The organism is Shewanella sp. 4t3-1-2LB, from assembly GCF_017368415.1.
Taxonomy (GTDB): Bacteria; Pseudomonadota; Gammaproteobacteria; order Enterobacterales; family Shewanellaceae; genus Shewanella; species Shewanella fodinae.
Map to the genome: position 1 here is coordinate 41,420 of NZ_JAFNJD010000008.1, position 15,891 is coordinate 57,310.

At 48.0% G+C, this 15,891-nt stretch carries 19 protein-coding genes; 11 read left to right on the forward strand and 8 right to left on the reverse strand.

What is annotated here, in order from left to right:
* Positions 1 to 11: 11 nt before the first annotated feature.
* Positions 12 to 659, reverse strand: a complete 648-nt coding sequence (locus tag J3L11_RS04880; RefSeq protein WP_207570310.1) for a glutathione S-transferase — start codon at positions 657 to 659, stop codon at positions 12 to 14.
* Between the two features lie 30 nt (positions 660 to 689).
* Positions 690 to 1,199 carry a GNAT family N-acetyltransferase gene (locus J3L11_RS04885; RefSeq protein WP_207570311.1) on the reverse strand — a complete coding sequence of 170 codons (510 nt, stop codon included), beginning with the start codon at positions 1,197 to 1,199 and terminating at the stop codon, positions 690 to 692.
* Between the two features lie 310 nt (positions 1,200 to 1,509).
* On the opposite strand from J3L11_RS04885, the gene J3L11_RS04890 reads away from it, so the two are divergent.
* The gene (locus tag J3L11_RS04890; RefSeq protein WP_207570312.1) at positions 1,510 to 3,030 is read left to right on the forward strand and encodes a flavocytochrome c; all 1,521 of its coding nucleotides are present in this window, start codon (positions 1,510 to 1,512) and stop codon (positions 3,028 to 3,030) included.
* A gap of 13 nt (positions 3,031 to 3,043) precedes the next feature.
* On the forward strand, positions 3,044 to 3,433 hold the full coding sequence (locus tag J3L11_RS04895; protein WP_229800147.1) for a cytochrome c3 family protein: 390 nt from the start codon (positions 3,044 to 3,046) through the stop codon (positions 3,431 to 3,433).
* Positions 3,434 to 3,487: 54 nt separating this feature from the next.
* Here the strand turns inward: J3L11_RS04895 and J3L11_RS04900 are convergent, their stop codons facing one another.
* Positions 3,488 to 4,351: a LysR family transcriptional regulator gene (locus tag J3L11_RS04900; protein ID WP_207570313.1), complete on the reverse strand. Its 864-nt coding sequence runs from the start codon at positions 4,349 to 4,351 to the stop codon at positions 3,488 to 3,490.
* Between the two features lie 108 nt (positions 4,352 to 4,459).
* Here J3L11_RS04900 and J3L11_RS04905 point away from each other — a divergent pair, with 108 nt between their 5' ends.
* The 3 genes from J3L11_RS04905 to J3L11_RS04915 all read left to right on the forward strand — a co-directional run bounded on the left by J3L11_RS04905 (position 4,460) and on the right by J3L11_RS04915 (position 6,833).
* Positions 4,460 to 5,149 (forward strand): TetR/AcrR family transcriptional regulator, encoded by a 690-nt coding sequence (locus J3L11_RS04905; RefSeq protein WP_229800148.1) that lies wholly within the window; start codon positions 4,460 to 4,462, stop codon positions 5,147 to 5,149.
* 108 nt (positions 5,150 to 5,257) lie between these two features.
* Complete coding sequence (locus J3L11_RS04910; protein ID WP_189619016.1) at positions 5,258 to 5,587, forward strand: YkvA family protein; 330 nt, start codon at positions 5,258 to 5,260, stop codon at positions 5,585 to 5,587.
* A 208-nt stretch (positions 5,588 to 5,795) separates the two neighbouring features.
* Positions 5,796 to 6,833 (forward strand): acyltransferase, encoded by a 1,038-nt coding sequence (locus J3L11_RS04915; protein ID WP_189619008.1) that lies wholly within the window; start codon positions 5,796 to 5,798, stop codon positions 6,831 to 6,833.
* Between the two features lie 48 nt (positions 6,834 to 6,881).
* Here J3L11_RS04915 and J3L11_RS04920 read toward each other — a convergent pair whose 3' ends face one another.
* The 4 genes from J3L11_RS04920 to J3L11_RS04935 form a co-directional block, all read right to left on the reverse strand.
* On the reverse strand, positions 6,882 to 7,460 hold the full coding sequence (locus J3L11_RS04920) for a lipid-binding SYLF domain-containing protein (protein ID WP_189619009.1): 579 nt from the start codon (positions 7,458 to 7,460) through the stop codon (positions 6,882 to 6,884).
* Between the two features lie 191 nt (positions 7,461 to 7,651).
* Positions 7,652 to 8,515 (reverse strand): hypothetical protein, encoded by an 864-nt coding sequence (locus J3L11_RS04925; RefSeq protein WP_189619010.1) that lies wholly within the window; start codon positions 8,513 to 8,515, stop codon positions 7,652 to 7,654.
* Positions 8,516 to 8,582: 67 nt separating this feature from the next.
* Complete coding sequence (locus J3L11_RS04930; protein WP_207570314.1) at positions 8,583 to 8,957, reverse strand: nitrous oxide-stimulated promoter family protein; 375 nt, start codon at positions 8,955 to 8,957, stop codon at positions 8,583 to 8,585.
* Between the two features lie 124 nt (positions 8,958 to 9,081).
* A complete protein-coding gene (locus J3L11_RS04935) occupies positions 9,082 to 9,441 on the reverse strand; it encodes a DsrE family protein (protein ID WP_207570315.1) in 360 nt (119 codons plus the stop codon).
* 232 nt (positions 9,442 to 9,673) lie between these two features.
* On the opposite strand from J3L11_RS04935, the gene J3L11_RS04940 reads away from it, so the two are divergent.
* The 6 genes from J3L11_RS04940 (at position 9,674) to J3L11_RS04965 (ending at position 14,231) form a co-directional block, all read left to right on the forward strand.
* The gene (locus J3L11_RS04940; RefSeq protein ID WP_242695097.1) at positions 9,674 to 10,366 is read left to right on the forward strand and encodes a hypothetical protein; all 693 of its coding nucleotides are present in this window, start codon (positions 9,674 to 9,676) and stop codon (positions 10,364 to 10,366) included.
* 83 nt (positions 10,367 to 10,449) lie between these two features.
* On the forward strand, positions 10,450 to 10,743 hold the full coding sequence (locus J3L11_RS04945) for a hypothetical protein (RefSeq protein WP_207570316.1): 294 nt from the start codon (positions 10,450 to 10,452) through the stop codon (positions 10,741 to 10,743).
* Positions 10,743 to 12,191: a protein adenylyltransferase SelO gene (locus J3L11_RS04950; RefSeq protein WP_207570317.1), complete on the forward strand. Its 1,449-nt coding sequence runs from the start codon at positions 10,743 to 10,745 to the stop codon at positions 12,189 to 12,191. Before J3L11_RS04945 ends, J3L11_RS04950 begins: the two co-directional genes overlap by 1 nt.
* 13 nt (positions 12,192 to 12,204) lie before the next feature.
* Positions 12,205 to 12,513, forward strand: a complete 309-nt coding sequence (locus J3L11_RS04955; protein ID WP_242695098.1) for a DUF3630 family protein — start codon at positions 12,205 to 12,207, stop codon at positions 12,511 to 12,513.
* The gene (locus J3L11_RS04960) at positions 12,510 to 13,505 is read left to right on the forward strand and encodes a serine/threonine protein kinase (RefSeq protein WP_207570318.1); all 996 of its coding nucleotides are present in this window, start codon (positions 12,510 to 12,512) and stop codon (positions 13,503 to 13,505) included. The genes J3L11_RS04955 and J3L11_RS04960 overlap by 4 nt, the downstream gene beginning before the upstream one ends.
* Positions 13,506 to 13,619: 114 nt before the next feature.
* Positions 13,620 to 14,231, forward strand: a complete 612-nt coding sequence (locus J3L11_RS04965) for a thiol:disulfide interchange protein DsbA/DsbL (RefSeq protein WP_133040086.1) — start codon at positions 13,620 to 13,622, stop codon at positions 14,229 to 14,231.
* A gap of 46 nt (positions 14,232 to 14,277) precedes the next feature.
* On the opposite strand, the gene J3L11_RS04970 is transcribed toward J3L11_RS04965, so the two are convergent.
* Positions 14,278 to 15,597, reverse strand: coding sequence for an IS4 family transposase (locus J3L11_RS04970; RefSeq protein ID WP_207570319.1), 1,320 nt, complete (start codon positions 15,595 to 15,597; stop codon positions 14,278 to 14,280).
* Between the last annotated feature and the right edge of the window lie 294 nt (positions 15,598 to 15,891).

The window sequence follows — 15,891 nt, forward strand, 5'->3', positions numbered from 1 at the left end:
ATCTGTGGTTCTCAGGCGGCTTTTTGTTGTGCCAACTGGTGCGCAGGTCTGGCAGCTGTTTTTGCCAGATAGGCCTGAATGCAGGGATAGCCACTTAAATCGGTTCTCCTAGCGGCAAGCTGCAGTGCCAGTTCCATCTGAATATCTGCCCCCGAGATAGTCTCTCCGGCAAACCAAGGGTGCCTTGCTAACCAGCTTTCGATGAGATTCAATTGCGGTGTCAGGCGGGCTTGAATGAATAGCTGATCAATGCCACTTATCAATTTGCGTGCAATCGGACGGGCAAAAAAAGGCATCGGTTTTTCTTTGACCTTGCCGAGCACCAGTCGCATCACCAGCAATGGCATCAATGAACCTTCAGCAAAGTGTAACCAGTAACGGTAATCCAACAGTGCTTGCCCGCCGTGGGGGCGCCAGACATGTTCGCTATCATAACGGTCCAGTAGATACTCAATAATAGCGCCAGATTCTGCAATGGTGAGATTGCCATCGGTGAGCACAGGCGCCTTGCCCAGTGGATGTATCTGTTTTAGTGCTGCCGGGGCGGCATAGCTTGGGTCGCGTCGGTAAGTGATAACTTCATAGTCTAACCCCAGCTCTTCCAGCAGCCAGATGATACGGTAAGAACGTGATGATTCGAGATGATGAACTTGGATCATAGTGCTCCCTGAATGTTCCCTGTTTGCAGCCTAATCGGTCGTTGCTAGCTTGGCAGTCAATATATGATCCTGCCATTGTCCATTGATTTTAAGATAACGTCTAGCAATGCCTTCACGTTCAAATCCCAGCCGTTGCAACAGGTTAGCGGAACGCAAATTGGTAGGCATATAGTTAGCCATTACCCGATTCAGTCGCAGCTCATTAAATGCAAAATCCAAAGCCGTCTGACATAACTGAGGCATCAGCCCTTTTCCTTGCTGCGCGGCGTCAATGCCATACCCCATATAGCACGCCTGAAATGGCCCGTGGATAATGTTACTCAAAGTACAATGTCCGACAATCTGCAGGCCGCTGTCCAGTACAAACCAGTATTCATTAATCGGTTCGGCAAACAACAGTTGCAACCGATTTTGCCAGCTTGCAAGCGAGTGATATTCCTTGGGGCGTAGCGGTTCCCACGGCGAAAAATGTGCCTGATTACGAGAAAAATAAGCAGACAACGCCTGGGCATCATTATGGGAAATCGCTCTAGTTTTCATAATAATTATTCAATTAAATTAAGTCAGTTTAATTTATCAGATATTAAATAAGAATAAACAATTTTTAGTTGCTGACGGCGGAAATTTAATATTGAGATATTAGGATTATTTATAATAAGAAAGTGATAGAAATAGTAGGTCATAGATTGGAATTGACGCCAATGTGATATTTCATCGGCAGTTTTAAATATAAGTACCGAAAACCAATAAGATCCGCCTAAGTAATATTGAGTGATGACACCCGTTTCGTATTTTGGAACTCATTCCATTTATACACTTTCCTAAAAAGTGAGCACGGGAGCATTACTATATGAACAAAGTTGATTTTTTAACTCGCCGCAATTTTATTAAAGGGCTGGGGGCTACCGGGGTGGCGTTTGCCGCACCGGGCATGGCAAACGCAATTGTAGCCGATGATAGCATTCACTGGGATGAACAAGTGGAAATGGCAATTATCGGCTCTGGTTTCGCCGGACTGGCAGCAGGTATTGAAGCGACAAAACATGGCTGTAAGGCTGTTACCATCTATGAAAAAATGGCGGTGTATGGCGGTAACTCTGCCATTAATGGTGGCCTGTTTGCGGCACCAAATACTCCATTGCAAAAGGAAAAAGGGATCCAAGATTCCGTCGACACCATGGTAGCGGATCAACTGAAGTCCGGTCGTGGTGTCGCTGATGAAAAATTACTGCGCCATATTGCCTCGCATGCCAGCGACGCATTACAGATGACCATTGACGCTGGTGCTGAGTACTATCCCTATCTGCAGCAGTTAGGTGGCCACTCAGTTCCCAGAACCTATCAGACCAAAGTTAGTTGCGGCGCGGGTATCACCCAACCCTTAGTGCATGAGTGCCGTAAACTGGGAGTGAAACTGCAAAATCGCAGTAAATTTGAGGGGTTCATTCTCGGAAAAGACGCGGCGGTAATCGGTATCCGCATTCGCTATCCCTACTATTTTGAAGATGAAAATAGCGGCAAGCTCCTGCATATCCGCGCCAGTAAAGGGGTGTTGATGGCAACAGGGGGCTTTGCACAGAATGTTAATTTGCGTATGGCCCAAGATCCAACGCTGACAGCAGAAGTCGGCTGTACTAATGCTAAAGGCGCAACTGGGGAAGGTATGTTGGAAATGTTCCGTCTGGGGGCGATTCCCGTGCATCTGGCCTACATTCAGTCTGGTCCTTGGGCATCGCCGGATGAAGGGGGATTCGGCTATGTGTCTAATTATGCGATTTTTAATTTCCCTCATTCCATCGCGGTTAACTGTTTGACTGGTAAGCGTTTCATGAATGAAATCGCCGACCGTAAAACTCGGGCAGATGCTGAGTTGGCATGTCGGGATTCCGCTGGAAAACCGCTGCCCCCTATTATGATCACCAGCTATGCCCACGCCAAGGAACATCCGACCTGTGAAAACGTTTTGAAGTACGGTGTGGGTTGGAAGTTTGACGACCTGCAGTCTATCGCCAAACGCTTCAATATTCCGCTGCAACCACTGCAGCAGCAGGTGGATGAGTACAATGCTTATGTGAAAGACGGAGAAGACAAGCAGTTTGGCAAGAGTATGGCTAAGGCTAAGGGCATGTACATACAGGCACCTTATACCGTTGTGCGCCTGTGGCCGAAGGTTCATTACTGCCAGGGCGGTGTGCAGGTGAATGCCAATGCCGAAGTGCTAGATAGCAACACAGGTAAAGCGATTAAGGGGTTGTATGCCGCTGGGGAGGTCTGTGGCGGTATTCACGGTGTCAGTCGACTCGGTAGCTGTGCCATCCCTGAATGTATGGTGATGGGAATGACCGCTGCTCGCAGCATTATGGGCGCATAAAGGAGGACCGACAATGAAATCACTTATTTCCTGTTCAGCCGTGATGGCAATGCTGCTGGCGTTTTCTTCCGCTGTTATGGCGGGTGACACGCTTGTGTCTCAAGGCAAGATGATGGGTCGTAGTTATCATCAACAGTTATATACTAAACATCAATGTGCCACCTGTCATGGTGTTGATAAACCCGTCAGCCGTGCGGCAGACGACAGTTGCCTGAAATGCCATTCCGTCGACAAGCTGGCGCAGCAAACTGCCAGACAGGGCGATGAGCAGTGGCAGAATCCCCATAATAATCTGCATTATGGTAAAGATGTCCCTTGTACTGAATGTCATGGTGAACATGCGGTAAAACAACCAATCTGTAAAGATTGTCACACCTTCAAATTCAGTAAGTTCCAAGAGTAGTCACGCTTAGTGATGGCTTGAGGTGGTAACCCCCAATTACGGGTTACCACTTTTTTATTGGTGCTGAAGAGATAACCGAGAGAGATTAGCTTTGAGCAGCGCTCGAAGCTGTTCAATCGCTTCAGATTCAGATGCTGGGTTAACGTACAGCGATTCGTTGAACAGCGGTAGTGGCGGTAGCCCATGCGTGTCTGGATCCAATACCTGCATCTTATCGTTGACACGAAACTCTGCCAGTGGCGCAATCACTAGATCATTTTCCACGGCACTGCAGATTGCCTGTGGTGAGGGCGTGGTGAGTAGCACATGCAGTGGCCGCATCAATAGGTTGTGATTGGCAAATACTTGAACTCTGATAGGGCAGTTTTCTGGATACAAGGCCACCGGGATCACTGACCGTTTATGCGCTTGACCGTGTTTGGCCGCACTCCAGACAAACCGCCGTTCAAATAATAACTCGCCATTGGGTTGTGGTTTCCAGTGCGTCGCAATGATAGCGTCAAACTCGCCATTTTGCAGGCGTCGGAACAGATTGCCGGACACATCGGTATCTATGACCAACTGCAGATGAGTGAATTCACGGATAAATTCGATCAAGCCGCTTTCTAGGTACCATTTGACATAATCGGTGGGGATCCCAAGACGAATGGTCTGCTGCGCGTCTTCCTTCAGCTCATCTATAGCCTGGCTGTTGAGCTGCAACATTTTATAAGCATAATTCAGCAGTTTCTCACCAGCGTCAGTGAGCTTGGCGCCTTTGTTATCGCGTAATAGCAATACCTGACCAACGCTTTCTTCAAGCTTTTTGATTTGTAAACTGAGTGCCGACTGAGTACGGCACAGGCGTTCAGCGGCTTTTGACAGATTACCGGTTTCGGCAACGGCAATCAGACTTTCTAACAATTCTAATTTCAGCATCGAATATTGCGGTTGCTTATGGTGCTCTAATTATTACTCAATTGGGATTAACTCCCTAGGCTGGTATTATCAGACTGTGAAGACAGGCTATTATTTTGGAGGCCAAAAGTGAGTAGCTGGCAACAGCGCTGTAATTATTTAGTGTCATTGGCACAGAATAGTTTACGTGGCCATAAAATATTTGATCTTTGTCGTTCCCATCTCGTTGAAATTAGCCAGATCTCAAGAGGAACTGTATATAATCATTTCCCCAATGAGTCAGATTTAATCGTGGCGGTTGCCGCCGCAGAATTTAATGACTTCTGGCTGCAGACCCAAAGTATCACCTTATATCCAGATAATCCCTTATATCAGTATCTGTATCATTATTGCTGGCGTTTACATGAGGTTACTTGCCGTAAGCGCTTTGTCATATCTAGGGTGATGCCAAATACCGAGCTGCTATCACAGGCCAGTGTTGATTATCAGGCGGCGTTTACTCAGGCATATGCGCGTTACCAGCACTGGAACCAGCAGCAAATCCAGCAAATGGGCGAAGTAAGAGGCTTTGACCGTTGTGCTTTGGTACGGGACTTTATTCGTGGCACCATGATCAATGTTAGTGAAGAAGCCGTCGATGCTCATGATGTGCAGCTTTACTACCAATACTGTTATGCGTTGACACAGCTGCTGGGACAATCAGACAAACGTGTGCCGAACCGAGACTGTATCAGCCATTGGCTGCAATTGATGACCCCATCCCCAATGCATGCTGACCAACGAATGCGATTTGCCTTGGAACATCTGATGACGGTTTGAAATGTAATGTTTCTGAATTGTTATTGTGTGGTTGCCATGTGCTGACGGCGCTGCAGATAACTGGTAAGTTACCGCCGGGAACGATATAACACTGGGCAATGGGAGTTCATTATGCAGCAGGAATACAGTGAACAGGGATTTTGGGACAAGCTCAAGGGGTTCGCGCTAAAGGCTGGCAGGGAAGTTGTGGAAAATGCATTGCTGCTGTACTACGCCGCTAAGCGTGAAAACACACCCAAATGGGCGAAAACAGCGATATTCGGCGCCCTTGCTTATTTTATCTCGCCGTTAGATGCCATACCGGATCTGACGCCTATTGTTGGCTTCAGTGACGATCTCGGGGCTTTGGCCGCGGCATTGGCGATGGTCAGTATGTATATTGACGATAGCGTGCATGCCGAAGCCACCTCAACCCTGAAACGCTGGTTTGGTGATTGATGTAATAGGCTGATATTTATCAATGTTTTTGTTTTTATCGGTCGATATAAAATATTTTCGATGGCCTATTCCGCTTTCCCTGCATTACGGATATGCTGACGGCGTTTTTTATCCTGAAGATCATGTCTGCTGTCAGTATCCGGTATCTTAAATCTCCGGCTGCAAAACTCCCCTAGTATTTAATCCCTGTTAGTTGCGAGAGGCCTTTATGCGCCAGAAACAAGCCGAATTTACTTATATGCGTGGTATTGCCATTTTGCTGATTGTGGCAGGACACAGCGTTTACAACTCAGGCGAAGGTTTCCCGCTGATGCTGGAAAACTTGGTCCGAGGTGGTACGGCCTTATTCGTATTCATTTCCGGTTATTTTTTCCACCGAGTGTTTTATCCAAGATTTGAATATCAAGGATTTATGCGCTCCAAGATCCGTAATGTGCTGTTGCCATTTTTATGGGTTTCGCTGGCGGGTTTAATGCTGTTGCTGGTGGAATGGTATTGGTTACAGGGACATGCGGCGTCACAGCTATTACTCGATGTCTGGTACACAGTTCGCAATGGTTATGTGCTGTTTCCACACTGGTACGTGCCTTTTATCATGTTGGTGTTTGCGCTGTCGCCGGTTTTTCTGTTTTACATTCACCTGTCTCGCTCATGGCGTATGACACTGTTGTTGCTTTCAATGTTGATTTCGATGTTGCTACATCGACCGATAGGCAATGTTAATGTGTTGCAATCATTGCTGTATTTCACGCCCTTTTATCTGTTGGGGATGTTGTATTCACAGGAGCAAGTGGTGGTGAAGCGATTGACAGTTGCGCTGAATATTCTGGCGTGGCTCGGGCTGTTTGTTAGTTTATGGGTGCAAACTAACATTGAAGGACATGTCGGTAACTATCATAAAGATGCCCTAAGTTATGGCGGCATAGACTGGCAATTTGTGCAGAAGTTCTGTTTATGTATCTTGGTGCTGAAAGGCTGTGAAATATTGGCCCGCTGTGGTGAATTTCCTTGGTTGGAGCGGGTAGCGGATATGAGCTTTGCTATCTTTTTCCTGCATCCGATCTTTTCAATGTTATTTGCCGACGCCTGCAAGTTGTTACATTTTAAATTGGCTCCTGGTTCGGCGCTGACATCCATTGCGTTATCGGTGGGGATCTTCCTGTTATTGCTTTACGGCAGTATCTGGCTTGCCGATATTATTAAAAAAGGGCTCGGAGACAGATCCCGCCAGTGGATTGGCTGGTAATAATAAAGGCGACTCAATGTCGCCTTTATTGTCAGCCTTGGCTAATCACTATTTTGCATCAAAGGTAAAGGATTGTCCGGCTAAAGCCGCTTCAAACATCAAGCCGCCTTTGGCCGCAGTAAATACCGCCATACCATTGATATAGGCTGCAGTAGCTGATTGGTTGCCACCATGTTGTCCGGCGCCAGCGGAATTGCCAGTGGTGCCTGCTTGGGCGTTTGCACCAAGATTGATGGCCACGGCAGAAGCTTGTGCTCCAAATTCAAAACTGCCACTGGTAAAGTCGTTGTAAGCTTTAGCATCTTTAAAGAAGATAATTTCACTGTAGGCCTGACCTCCAAGCTGGAAACCAATGGACACTTGAGTCAGTGATGAATCACCGGTATAAACACCACCGCGGTATACCCGGCCCTTGCCATAAGCAGCACCTATGCCAATGCCACCTTTGCCTACAGTCGGAAATATCGCATAGCCATAGGCAGTATTAAAGAATTTATGAGTTTCGCTAGCCTTCTGAAAGGTTGCCAATGCATCGTTATAGCTGTCTTCTGCCAACGCTCTGCCTGAAAAGCTCAGACTGGCGATTAACGTGGCTGCTGCAAGTAAAATACTATTAAAGGTTTTCATCGGAACCTCCATCTATCTGTTTAACGGCAGGTGTCCCTGTCGATTGAGCATTAGCTTAACGTCCAATGCTGAAAAATACAGAGTAACAAAATAAAAAAGCGTTCTTTTGTGGCTACTTGTCAGCTTAGGTTCAGATAAAACGCTGTACGGAATAGCGCTGTTGCATAGCTTAACAGATGTAACGTTGACCGTTACTGACGATCTTTAGATTGCTTTAACAGTTGGCGAATAAACAGCTTCTCTTCATCGCTCAACACATCGTCCTGAGTGGCCGCTTGTTGGGTTCCTCGTGCTGCCTGCCCCCGTAGGTAGGCAATATGGGTAAGTTGTTTTAAGCCATAGAGTGCTAGCGCATAAAGTGTCAGTAACAGTATGGCATGCGGGAATGTCCGAGTGACGGGAGCCAGTTGATCACCAAATATCAGCGGCAATACGAACGCCAGATTCCGCACCAACCAGTTGATAATAAGCGCTGTTGTCAGCAACAGTAACCAACGGAAGCGTAGTTGTAACAGTGGGTTATGACTTTGTTCTAATTGACTGCGATGTTGTATCAGCAACCGTAGGATCAGCCATAGATAGACTAACGTCTGTAAACTGAGAGCCAGTGGCAGCAACAGTGCCAGACCTTTAAGTGGGTTTCTGGGGCCAATCAGCAGTATTTCCGTCACGTTGGTGCGGTGGAACAGTAGCGCCAGTATTACCAGCAACATCGCCAGCAGCATCGGCAGCAGATGACGCATCGGCAATTGAATGCCGAGATGGGGGTAACATAAGCGGCGGCAGTATAGGTATAGCAGCGGTAAGAGCAGAAAATAAGTAGGTTGTAACAGGATAAACAGCAGATGTAACGGGGTGGGGATGTTATCCCTGTTGAACATGCCGGTAAAAAAGTACAGCGCCATCAAGGCAAACATGCCAGTTAATAGCCATTTTTGCTCACTGCGTTCGTTATAGAAAAACAAGGCATAGCCCGCCAACATCAGGCAGTGCAGACCCCCAATGAGTGATAACCACCAGTAGGCATTTGTAAAAAAATCACCAAGTGCGGTCATGGCGATCTCCGCCAGCTCTACTTAGCTCATTGTTAACACAGCGGACGACAACTGCAATAAAAATGTACTACGGTGCTTTTTGCCGCTTGGCACGATTGGACGCGTTATGTGGGGGCTTATCAGGAAATGGTTTACGTTCGTTCAGCAAATGGCGGATTGCCAGTAATGGATGTTGCCACAGCATTCGCGGACCGCCATAACGCATGATCTGCCTGACTTGCTCTTTCGGCTCGGCTTTATAGCAGTGTACTGGGCAATGTTTGCAGGCAGGCTTTGTTTCTCCATAAGGACAACGATCCAGACGAGTTTCAGCGTAATCCAACAGCGCCTGACACGCTTGGCACAATCCTTCATCACTATGATGATGAGCGCGGCAATAGATCTGTACCATCGCCGTAATTGTTTGCAATTCAGTTTGTAGCTTACCTTGTAGCAGTGACATAACGGCTCCTACGAACAGCCCATGTCACAAGTTTAGCGAAGGGCGATGTAGAGCAGTAGTGACAGTCGTGGAGAGTTTGAAGGTGCGCACAAAATGCAAGTTATCATGCGCACCCTTAAGGCATTTAGATATGCATGACTTTATCGGCTTCTAGCGTCCAGCGCGTTAGATCTCCGAGCGTGCCGATAGCTGCACCATCAACCAGCATCTCCTGGGTGACGCCCCGAGACTCAGCACAAGTTTTACAGAGTAACAGCGGTACATTCTGCGCTGTCAGAATTTCCAGCATCTGTTGCAGGTTGTAGCTGAGATCTGGGGTTTGCTGTCCTTTGACCGCGCTGAATACGGCATCTGACATCAGGAACAGTTTCAGTTCCGCCTCATTTGCCGCAAATTCTTTCATCGCTACGGCAATACGCAGCGTGTTAAACATTTTTTCTGAGCCATAAGGGCTGGCGTGGGCCACAATCAATATTTTTTGCATAACCGATATCCTTATTTGCCTCAATTAAGTTGGCAGTTACATGACCGAATTACCCGCTAGACGTTACACAGGTCACAGGTTTGGGGACCGACAGGGTAAATACGCAAAGTTAAATACTTGATTTTTACGGAGAGAATACATTAAATCTATTCTTGGTAACACAATTGGATCGGCAAACCTTGTGTTGTGTCTTGTCGGTCATGCCACCCTCCCAGTCAAACGGTGAAACAACATGTTGAAATTGATAGCCATCATTGCCCTGATCGGCGTGGGGATATTTTTATACCGGCGAGCACAGACGCTAGCAGCGAATGAGCGTTCTCGACAACCACGAGATATCGCCCCCGTTAAACGTCACCAAGATGCCGATTTTGCAGAAACGGCGGTGACAGCGGATACTCAGCTGCCAGAGCCAGAGCCAGAGCCAGAGCCAGAGCCAGAGCCAGAGCCAGAGCCAGAGCCAGAGCCAGAGCCAGAGCCAGAGCCAGAGCCAGAGCCAGAGCCGCAAGTAGTATCCCAAGACGATATCAGTTGGGGCAATGTCACACTCAAACGGGCCATGGCACAATATGCCGCCGCCGATGGTGTTGTTGCCCGTCATGAAACGCTGCTAGCAGTGGTTGCTGAGTGTTACAAACAACGTAAAAACAACCATTATCTGCAGTTTGGACAACGTTTTGCTGAGACTTACCCGCAACTCTATCGCGAAAGTCTGGCAGCATTACAAAAAGCTGATCCCAAGGCCGAATTAAAAGGGGTTGGATTTATGCAACTGTCAACCTTGTGTACCGATAGCGGTCACTATGAATTGGCTATCGACTTGTGCCAACAGGCGCTGGAGCTGGGCTTAGATGACGGCACGGTGACCGGTTTTGATGGCCGCATCAAGCGCATCGAAAAGACCCGGCTTAAAGCTGGTGGCTGAAAGCCGTCAGTGAGTCTTCCAATATCATAATGTCAGACCCGGCCCTATGACGGCCGGGTTTATTTTCTCAGTCGGAGGTAGCGGTGCGACGTTTAATCATCGGATTATCAGGGGTGTTGGCTTTTACCGGGTGTACTCAGGTGCCTGAATGGACGCTGTTCTATTACCCGCAACAGCAGCAACTGCCTCAGCCTGCGCACCATTATGCCGCCATCAACGGTTATTATGAGACGCTGCAGCAATGTGAAGCTAAAGGCCGCGGCATGCAACAGCTGGCAGAGGCCCCGGCAGTATTCCAGTGCGCGCATCGCTGCCGCCTGGATGACGCGAATATGGTAACCTGTGATCAGTGGCACACTTTTAACCCTGAACCTTAATGCATTTTAAACAGGACTTTTTTGAGCAACTACCAGATTTTTATGAAGCGGTAATGCCTAGCGGATTGCCGTCGCCCCACTGGTTAGCTTGGAGCGATGATGCCGCATCAATGCTGGGGCTAACACAACCAAATGAACAGTTGTTGCAACAGTTGGCTGGCAATCAACGAATGCCTGGGGCGACCTATTATGCCCAGATCTATAGTGGTCATCAGTTTGGCGGATACAGTCCACAATTGGGTGATGGTCGTTCAATTATTCTCGGTGAAGCTGCGGGCCCGCAAGGCTATTGGGATGTGGCGTTAAAAGGGGCGGGGCCAACCCCTTTTTCCCGTCATGGTGATGGCCGGGCGGTGGCCCGTTCTGCTATTCGGGAATTTCTGGTGTCAGAGGCATTATTTCATCTCGGTGTTCCTACCACCCGGGCGTTAGCCGTGATCGGCTCTGAACTGCCAGTTTGGCGGGAAACATTGGAAAAAGGGGCAATCACCGTACGCTTGGCGCGCAGTCATATCCGCTTTGGGCATTTTGAGCACAGTTACTACAGCACTGGCGGCAGTGCGGAACGGGTAACGCGGTTGGCTGACTTTACCATCCGTCAGCATTTCCCCCATCTTCACTGTGATGCTGCGGGTTATCGACAGTGGTTTGTCGAGGTCGTAGAAGCCACCGCCAGACTCATCGCCAGTTGGCAGGCTATCGGCTTTGCCCACGGGGTTATGAATACCGACAATATGTCGATTGTCGGCGACAGCTTTGATTTCGGCCCGTTTGCGTTTCTTGACACCTTCAAAGAAGACTTTATCTGTAACCACTCCGATCCCGAAGGCCGCTATGCTTTCGGGCAGCAGCCAGGTATTGGTTTATGGAACCTGCAATGTCTGGCACAAGCGTTAACTCCCATAATCTCCTCTGATGCATTGTTGGCAGCATTGCAGCATTATCAGCCAACACTGGTGCAACATTATCTGCAATTGATGGGACAAAAACTGGGGTTGCCTGCCACCGAGGATGAAACGCGGTTGTCTGATGATTTGGCACTTATCGGCGCTTTCACCACTATGCTGGAACAGCAAGGGCTGGACTACACCTTAACACTGCGGCATTTTGCAGCATTGGACCCCAGCGCAACCCACTCCACATTACGCGATCAGTTTGTTGATACAGCGGCTTTTGATCACTGGTTGGCACAATACCGTCAGCGCCTAGGGACGATTCCCGACATCGGTTTGTGGCAGGAGCAGCGGCGCCAGCAGAATCCGCAATATATTTTGCGTAACTATCTGGCTCAACAGGCAATAGCGGCTGCAGAGCAGGGCGATACTGAGCCGCTACAGCGATTGTATCAGGCACTGCGAACCCCTTATGATACTCATGCAGAATTTACTGACTTAGCCTGTCGACCACCAGCTTGGGGCGAAGGGCTGATTATGTCATGTAGTAGTTGATGGAGCGCTTGACTTGCAACAACTTAACGTGGGTATTGGCAGTGCCACACTCAATAATTCAGAGTATACGTTGATGTTCGCGCTGACCTGTGACTTTGAACAATTTCCACAGTTGGCAATGCAGTTGTGCCAACGGCTGGATTTGCAGGTGCGTGAACGTAATTGGGGGGCAGATCGCCATCAGTGGCTGGTGGAATTTGAAGGCACGCTCTTATGGCTGCAGTTTGAATTCTACAGTGGTAGTTGTTGGCTCAGTTGTCAGCAACCGCAGGATTTTGAAGTGTTGCAATATCTCAAAAAATTATGGGAGTCACAACCATGAGTAATACCAGTGCCGCGTTTCATTTCAGCGGGCTGACACCGGAACTGATCCTAGATGCCATTGAAAGTATTGGTATCTATCCTGAAAGTGGGTTGTTACCGCTCAATAGCTACGAAAATCGTGTTTATCAATTCCGTTGTGACCGTGGTCAACGTTATGTGGTGAAGTTTTATCGACCCGAACGTTGGAGTGATGCGCAAATTCTCGAAGAGCACGCGTTTACCTTTGAACTGCAGGAAGCTGAAATCCCGCTGGCGGCACCGCTTAAAATAGAGGGCATTAGCTTGCATCACTATCAGGGATATCGCTTTGCACTGTTTCCATCTATTGGTGGCCGCAGTTTTGAAGTGGATAACCTGGAACAATTGGAAGCGGTTGGTCAGTTTATTGGCCGTATGCACCAGTACGCCAAAGGCAGCCGTTTTCAAGCGCGTATTGCAATGAGCCCCCAGTCTTTTGGCGACACCGGACTGGCAGAGATGATGGCATGTGAGTTGATCCCAGTAAAACTGCTATCACCGTTGCGGGAAGTGACTAGCGCGCTGTTGCAGCAGGTCAAGGCTATATGGCAACAGCAAACGCCTTCAAAAATACGACTGCATGGAGACCTGCATCCAGGAAATATTTTATGGACACCTGATGGCCCCGGTTTTGTTGACCTGGATGATGCCTGCAATGGCCCGGCGGTACAGGATTTGTGGATGATGCTGAATGGCGATCGCAATCAGCAACAACTGCAATTGGAGGTGTTACTGGAGGCTTACAGCGAGTTTGGGGATTTTCATCCGGCGGAATTGAAGTTAATTGAATGTCTGCGGGCATTGCGATTGCTGCATTATAACGGCTGGTTATCCAGACGCTGGCAAGATCCGGCCTTTCCCAGACATTTCCCGTGGTTTGCAACGGAAGATTACTGGCGGCAGCAGTTACAACTGTTTACGGAGCAGCAGCAACGGCTGCTGCAGCCACCCCTAAGCCTGATCCCGTATTGATTTCGGCGATTTTCCGGGAAATTGGAACTCCGGGCTTGAGTTGGACTCGAAAAGAAGATTATTTTAGTCGGCGACCAGTCATTCCGGTCCAGAATAATAAAGCAAGGAACCCCAATGAAAAAATTACTGATTTTGGCTGCGGCGTTGTTGTTGCTGCCACTCGCGGCAAACGCTACTGAGTTTAAAGAAGGTGTCAACTACAAAATTATCTCTGACAAGCCAGCGTCAGTGAAACCTAATCTCACAGAATACTTCTCGTTTTACTGTCCGCATTGTTATCACTTTTCCAAAACTTTCCTGCCAAAGCTGAAAGCTGATATGCCAAAGGATATGACATTCAAGCAGATCCATGTGGAGTTTATTGGGCGTGAGATGGGGGTGGTGATGTCTCGGGCATGGGCGATTTCGGAGCTGCTGAACGTCAGCGATAAAATCGAACCGGCCTTGTTTGCCGCTATTCATGAAAAACATCAGCGCTTTACCAGCATGGAAGACGTAAAACAGTTCTTTGTTGCCGAAGGCGTAGATGCTAAAGAATTCGAAGCTGCTGCCAACTCTTTCATGGTTAACAGCATGGTTGCCAGCATGAAGCGCAGCACCGAAAACGCCAAAATCGAAGGCGTTCCCGCATTGGTGGTGAACGAGAAATATCTGATTGATACCGCCTCGCTGAAGTCATTTGAGCAGCTTGCAGAAATCATCAAGTATCTTAGTAAACTGGAATAACAACTGCTGCTGGTGAAACCGGGCCTAGGTGCCTAACGCCACTCGCTTAAGAGCGAGTGGCATTCTTATCTCTAGAGCGTGAAGGATATTTCGCCGCTTTTTTTAATACGGCTCTTGGGTAAGGCTGTCTTTTCCTTTTCTCTGGCAAAATTAGCCGCTTACCATTATCTCTAAGCGTTTTCAGTGCCTTAGGAATTGCTCCCGGGGCTCCAGTATCTGACCAAATAAACTCATCCTGTATCAGATAAAGCGCATTGACGAAACTAATACGTAACGGCTCCACTTGATGTTGTTTGGCCATTTCAGCCATTTCTAGGCGAATAATGTTGTATGACGTCAGTATTCCCCAAAGCTCCTGGTATATCCCATCACTCTTAAGACTTCTCAGCAGCGGTTTATTCACCAGTTGATATTGTTTCAGCTCTCCATAACCACGTTCGATTTCCCAGCGTTGCCAGTAAACATCTACGAGTTCTTTTAACGCATATGTCTCTGGGCATAAGCAAGACGTGATAAATCCTTTTATCTCGCCTTTCGGTGATGGAATGAGCACAAGCCTCGCTTTCCAGGTTTTTCCTAAATGGGGATATTGCGCTTGTGCTTGAGGTGAAACAGGCATTTCAATGAGGTGCTCATAATCGCTGTACGACGCCAGAATGTTATATCTAATGGGCGTGAGCCAATGGGTATTTTCGCCACCGCCTTGCCAGCTTGAAAAGAGTTCTGCGGACATAAAGCCGCGGTCAAACAGCGTTAAAGAGTTTTCTGGTGCAGAGCCGACAAGTTGTTGTGCATAAGAGATTTCACTTTCTGTCACAGGGCCAAAAGCCGCATCGGAGACTAAATGTGTTTTAGTGGACATCAATGTGACTGCAAGCACTGAAGGAAATGACGCAGATTTTTGAGCATAGCCAAAGGTACGATTACTTTCAGTATCGTGCGTTTTGAAGTACGTTCCGTCCACGCTCATCAGTTTCAAACCACAGCACTGCGCGAATTCACTTTGCTTATCCCATTGAGCCGCCGTGAGCTTGAACAGATAACGCATGGGTTCAAAGCCCAGTTTTTCTTTGCCCTTAATGATGCTACTTGTCGCCAACGGAGGAAGTTCGCCTTTGGCATCAGGGAACGCAAGTTCAAGTCTGTCACAAACCGTTTGAATAGAGCGGTCTCGTAATAGACCAATCCCTAACACAAGCCATACTGCTTGCTCAGCAGGGAAACGGCGCTTACGGACAGAAGCTCTGCCTGTTTGTTTAACCGCCTCTTCCACCCACGCTAGAGGAATATGTTTAGCAAAGGCGTTGAGATGATACTCTTGGCAAAACTCGGCGGTAATCTGCAACTCTTTAGAAAATTCGGACATAAAAAATCGGCCTCAACAATGTTGAGGCCGATTATGAAGTCTGCTCAAGATCGTTCAATTACTTAAAGCGATCGGCATTAGCCTAGGTGCCCAGTTTTTTTCTGCTGTTTCGCAAAGGAGCAGCCGAGCATCTGGAATTACAGGCAAAAAAAACCGTACTTCTCATAAAGAGACGTACGGATTTAGAGCCAGAGGCTCAGTTTTTACCCTGAGTAACGTCAATAATATATCGCGGCGTCAAAAAATTGGCAATCATTGATTTTATTTATTTTTTCACATACACATTGCGCGGGC

Bases quoted from the DNA above. Each gene is read 5' to 3' on its own strand.
- J3L11_RS04880 (WP_207570310.1), bottom strand. From the start codon at position 659: ATGATCCAAGTTCATCATCTCGAATCATCACGTTCTTACCGTATCATC.
- J3L11_RS04885 (WP_207570311.1), bottom strand. From the start codon at position 1,199: ATGAAAACTAGAGCGATTTCCCATAATGATGCCCAGGCGTTGTCTGCT.
- J3L11_RS04890 (WP_207570312.1), top strand. From the start codon at position 1,510: ATGAACAAAGTTGATTTTTTAACTCGCCGCAATTTTATTAAAGGGCTG.
- J3L11_RS04895 (WP_229800147.1), top strand. From the start codon at position 3,044: ATGAAATCACTTATTTCCTGTTCAGCCGTGATGGCAATGCTGCTGGCG.
- J3L11_RS04900 (WP_207570313.1), bottom strand. From the start codon at position 4,351: ATGCTGAAATTAGAATTGTTAGAAAGTCTGATTGCCGTTGCCGAAACC.
- J3L11_RS04915 (WP_189619008.1), top strand. From the start codon at position 5,796: ATGCGCCAGAAACAAGCCGAATTTACTTATATGCGTGGTATTGCCATT.
- J3L11_RS04920 (WP_189619009.1), bottom strand. From the start codon at position 7,460: ATGAAAACCTTTAATAGTATTTTACTTGCAGCAGCCACGTTAATCGCC.
- J3L11_RS04925 (WP_189619010.1), bottom strand. From the start codon at position 8,515: ATGACCGCACTTGGTGATTTTTTTACAAATGCCTACTGGTGGTTATCA.
- J3L11_RS04930 (WP_207570314.1), bottom strand. From the start codon at position 8,957: ATGTCACTGCTACAAGGTAAGCTACAAACTGAATTGCAAACAATTACG.
- J3L11_RS04935 (WP_207570315.1), bottom strand. From the start codon at position 9,441: ATGCAAAAAATATTGATTGTGGCCCACGCCAGCCCTTATGGCTCAGAA.
- J3L11_RS04940 (WP_242695097.1), top strand. From the start codon at position 9,674: ATGTTGAAATTGATAGCCATCATTGCCCTGATCGGCGTGGGGATATTT.
- J3L11_RS04950 (WP_207570317.1), top strand. From the start codon at position 10,743: ATGCATTTTAAACAGGACTTTTTTGAGCAACTACCAGATTTTTATGAA.
- J3L11_RS04960 (WP_207570318.1), top strand. From the start codon at position 12,510: ATGAGTAATACCAGTGCCGCGTTTCATTTCAGCGGGCTGACACCGGAA.
- J3L11_RS04965 (WP_133040086.1), top strand. From the start codon at position 13,620: ATGAAAAAATTACTGATTTTGGCTGCGGCGTTGTTGTTGCTGCCACTC.
- J3L11_RS04970 (WP_207570319.1), bottom strand. From the start codon at position 15,597: ATGTCCGAATTTTCTAAAGAGTTGCAGATTACCGCCGAGTTTTGCCAA.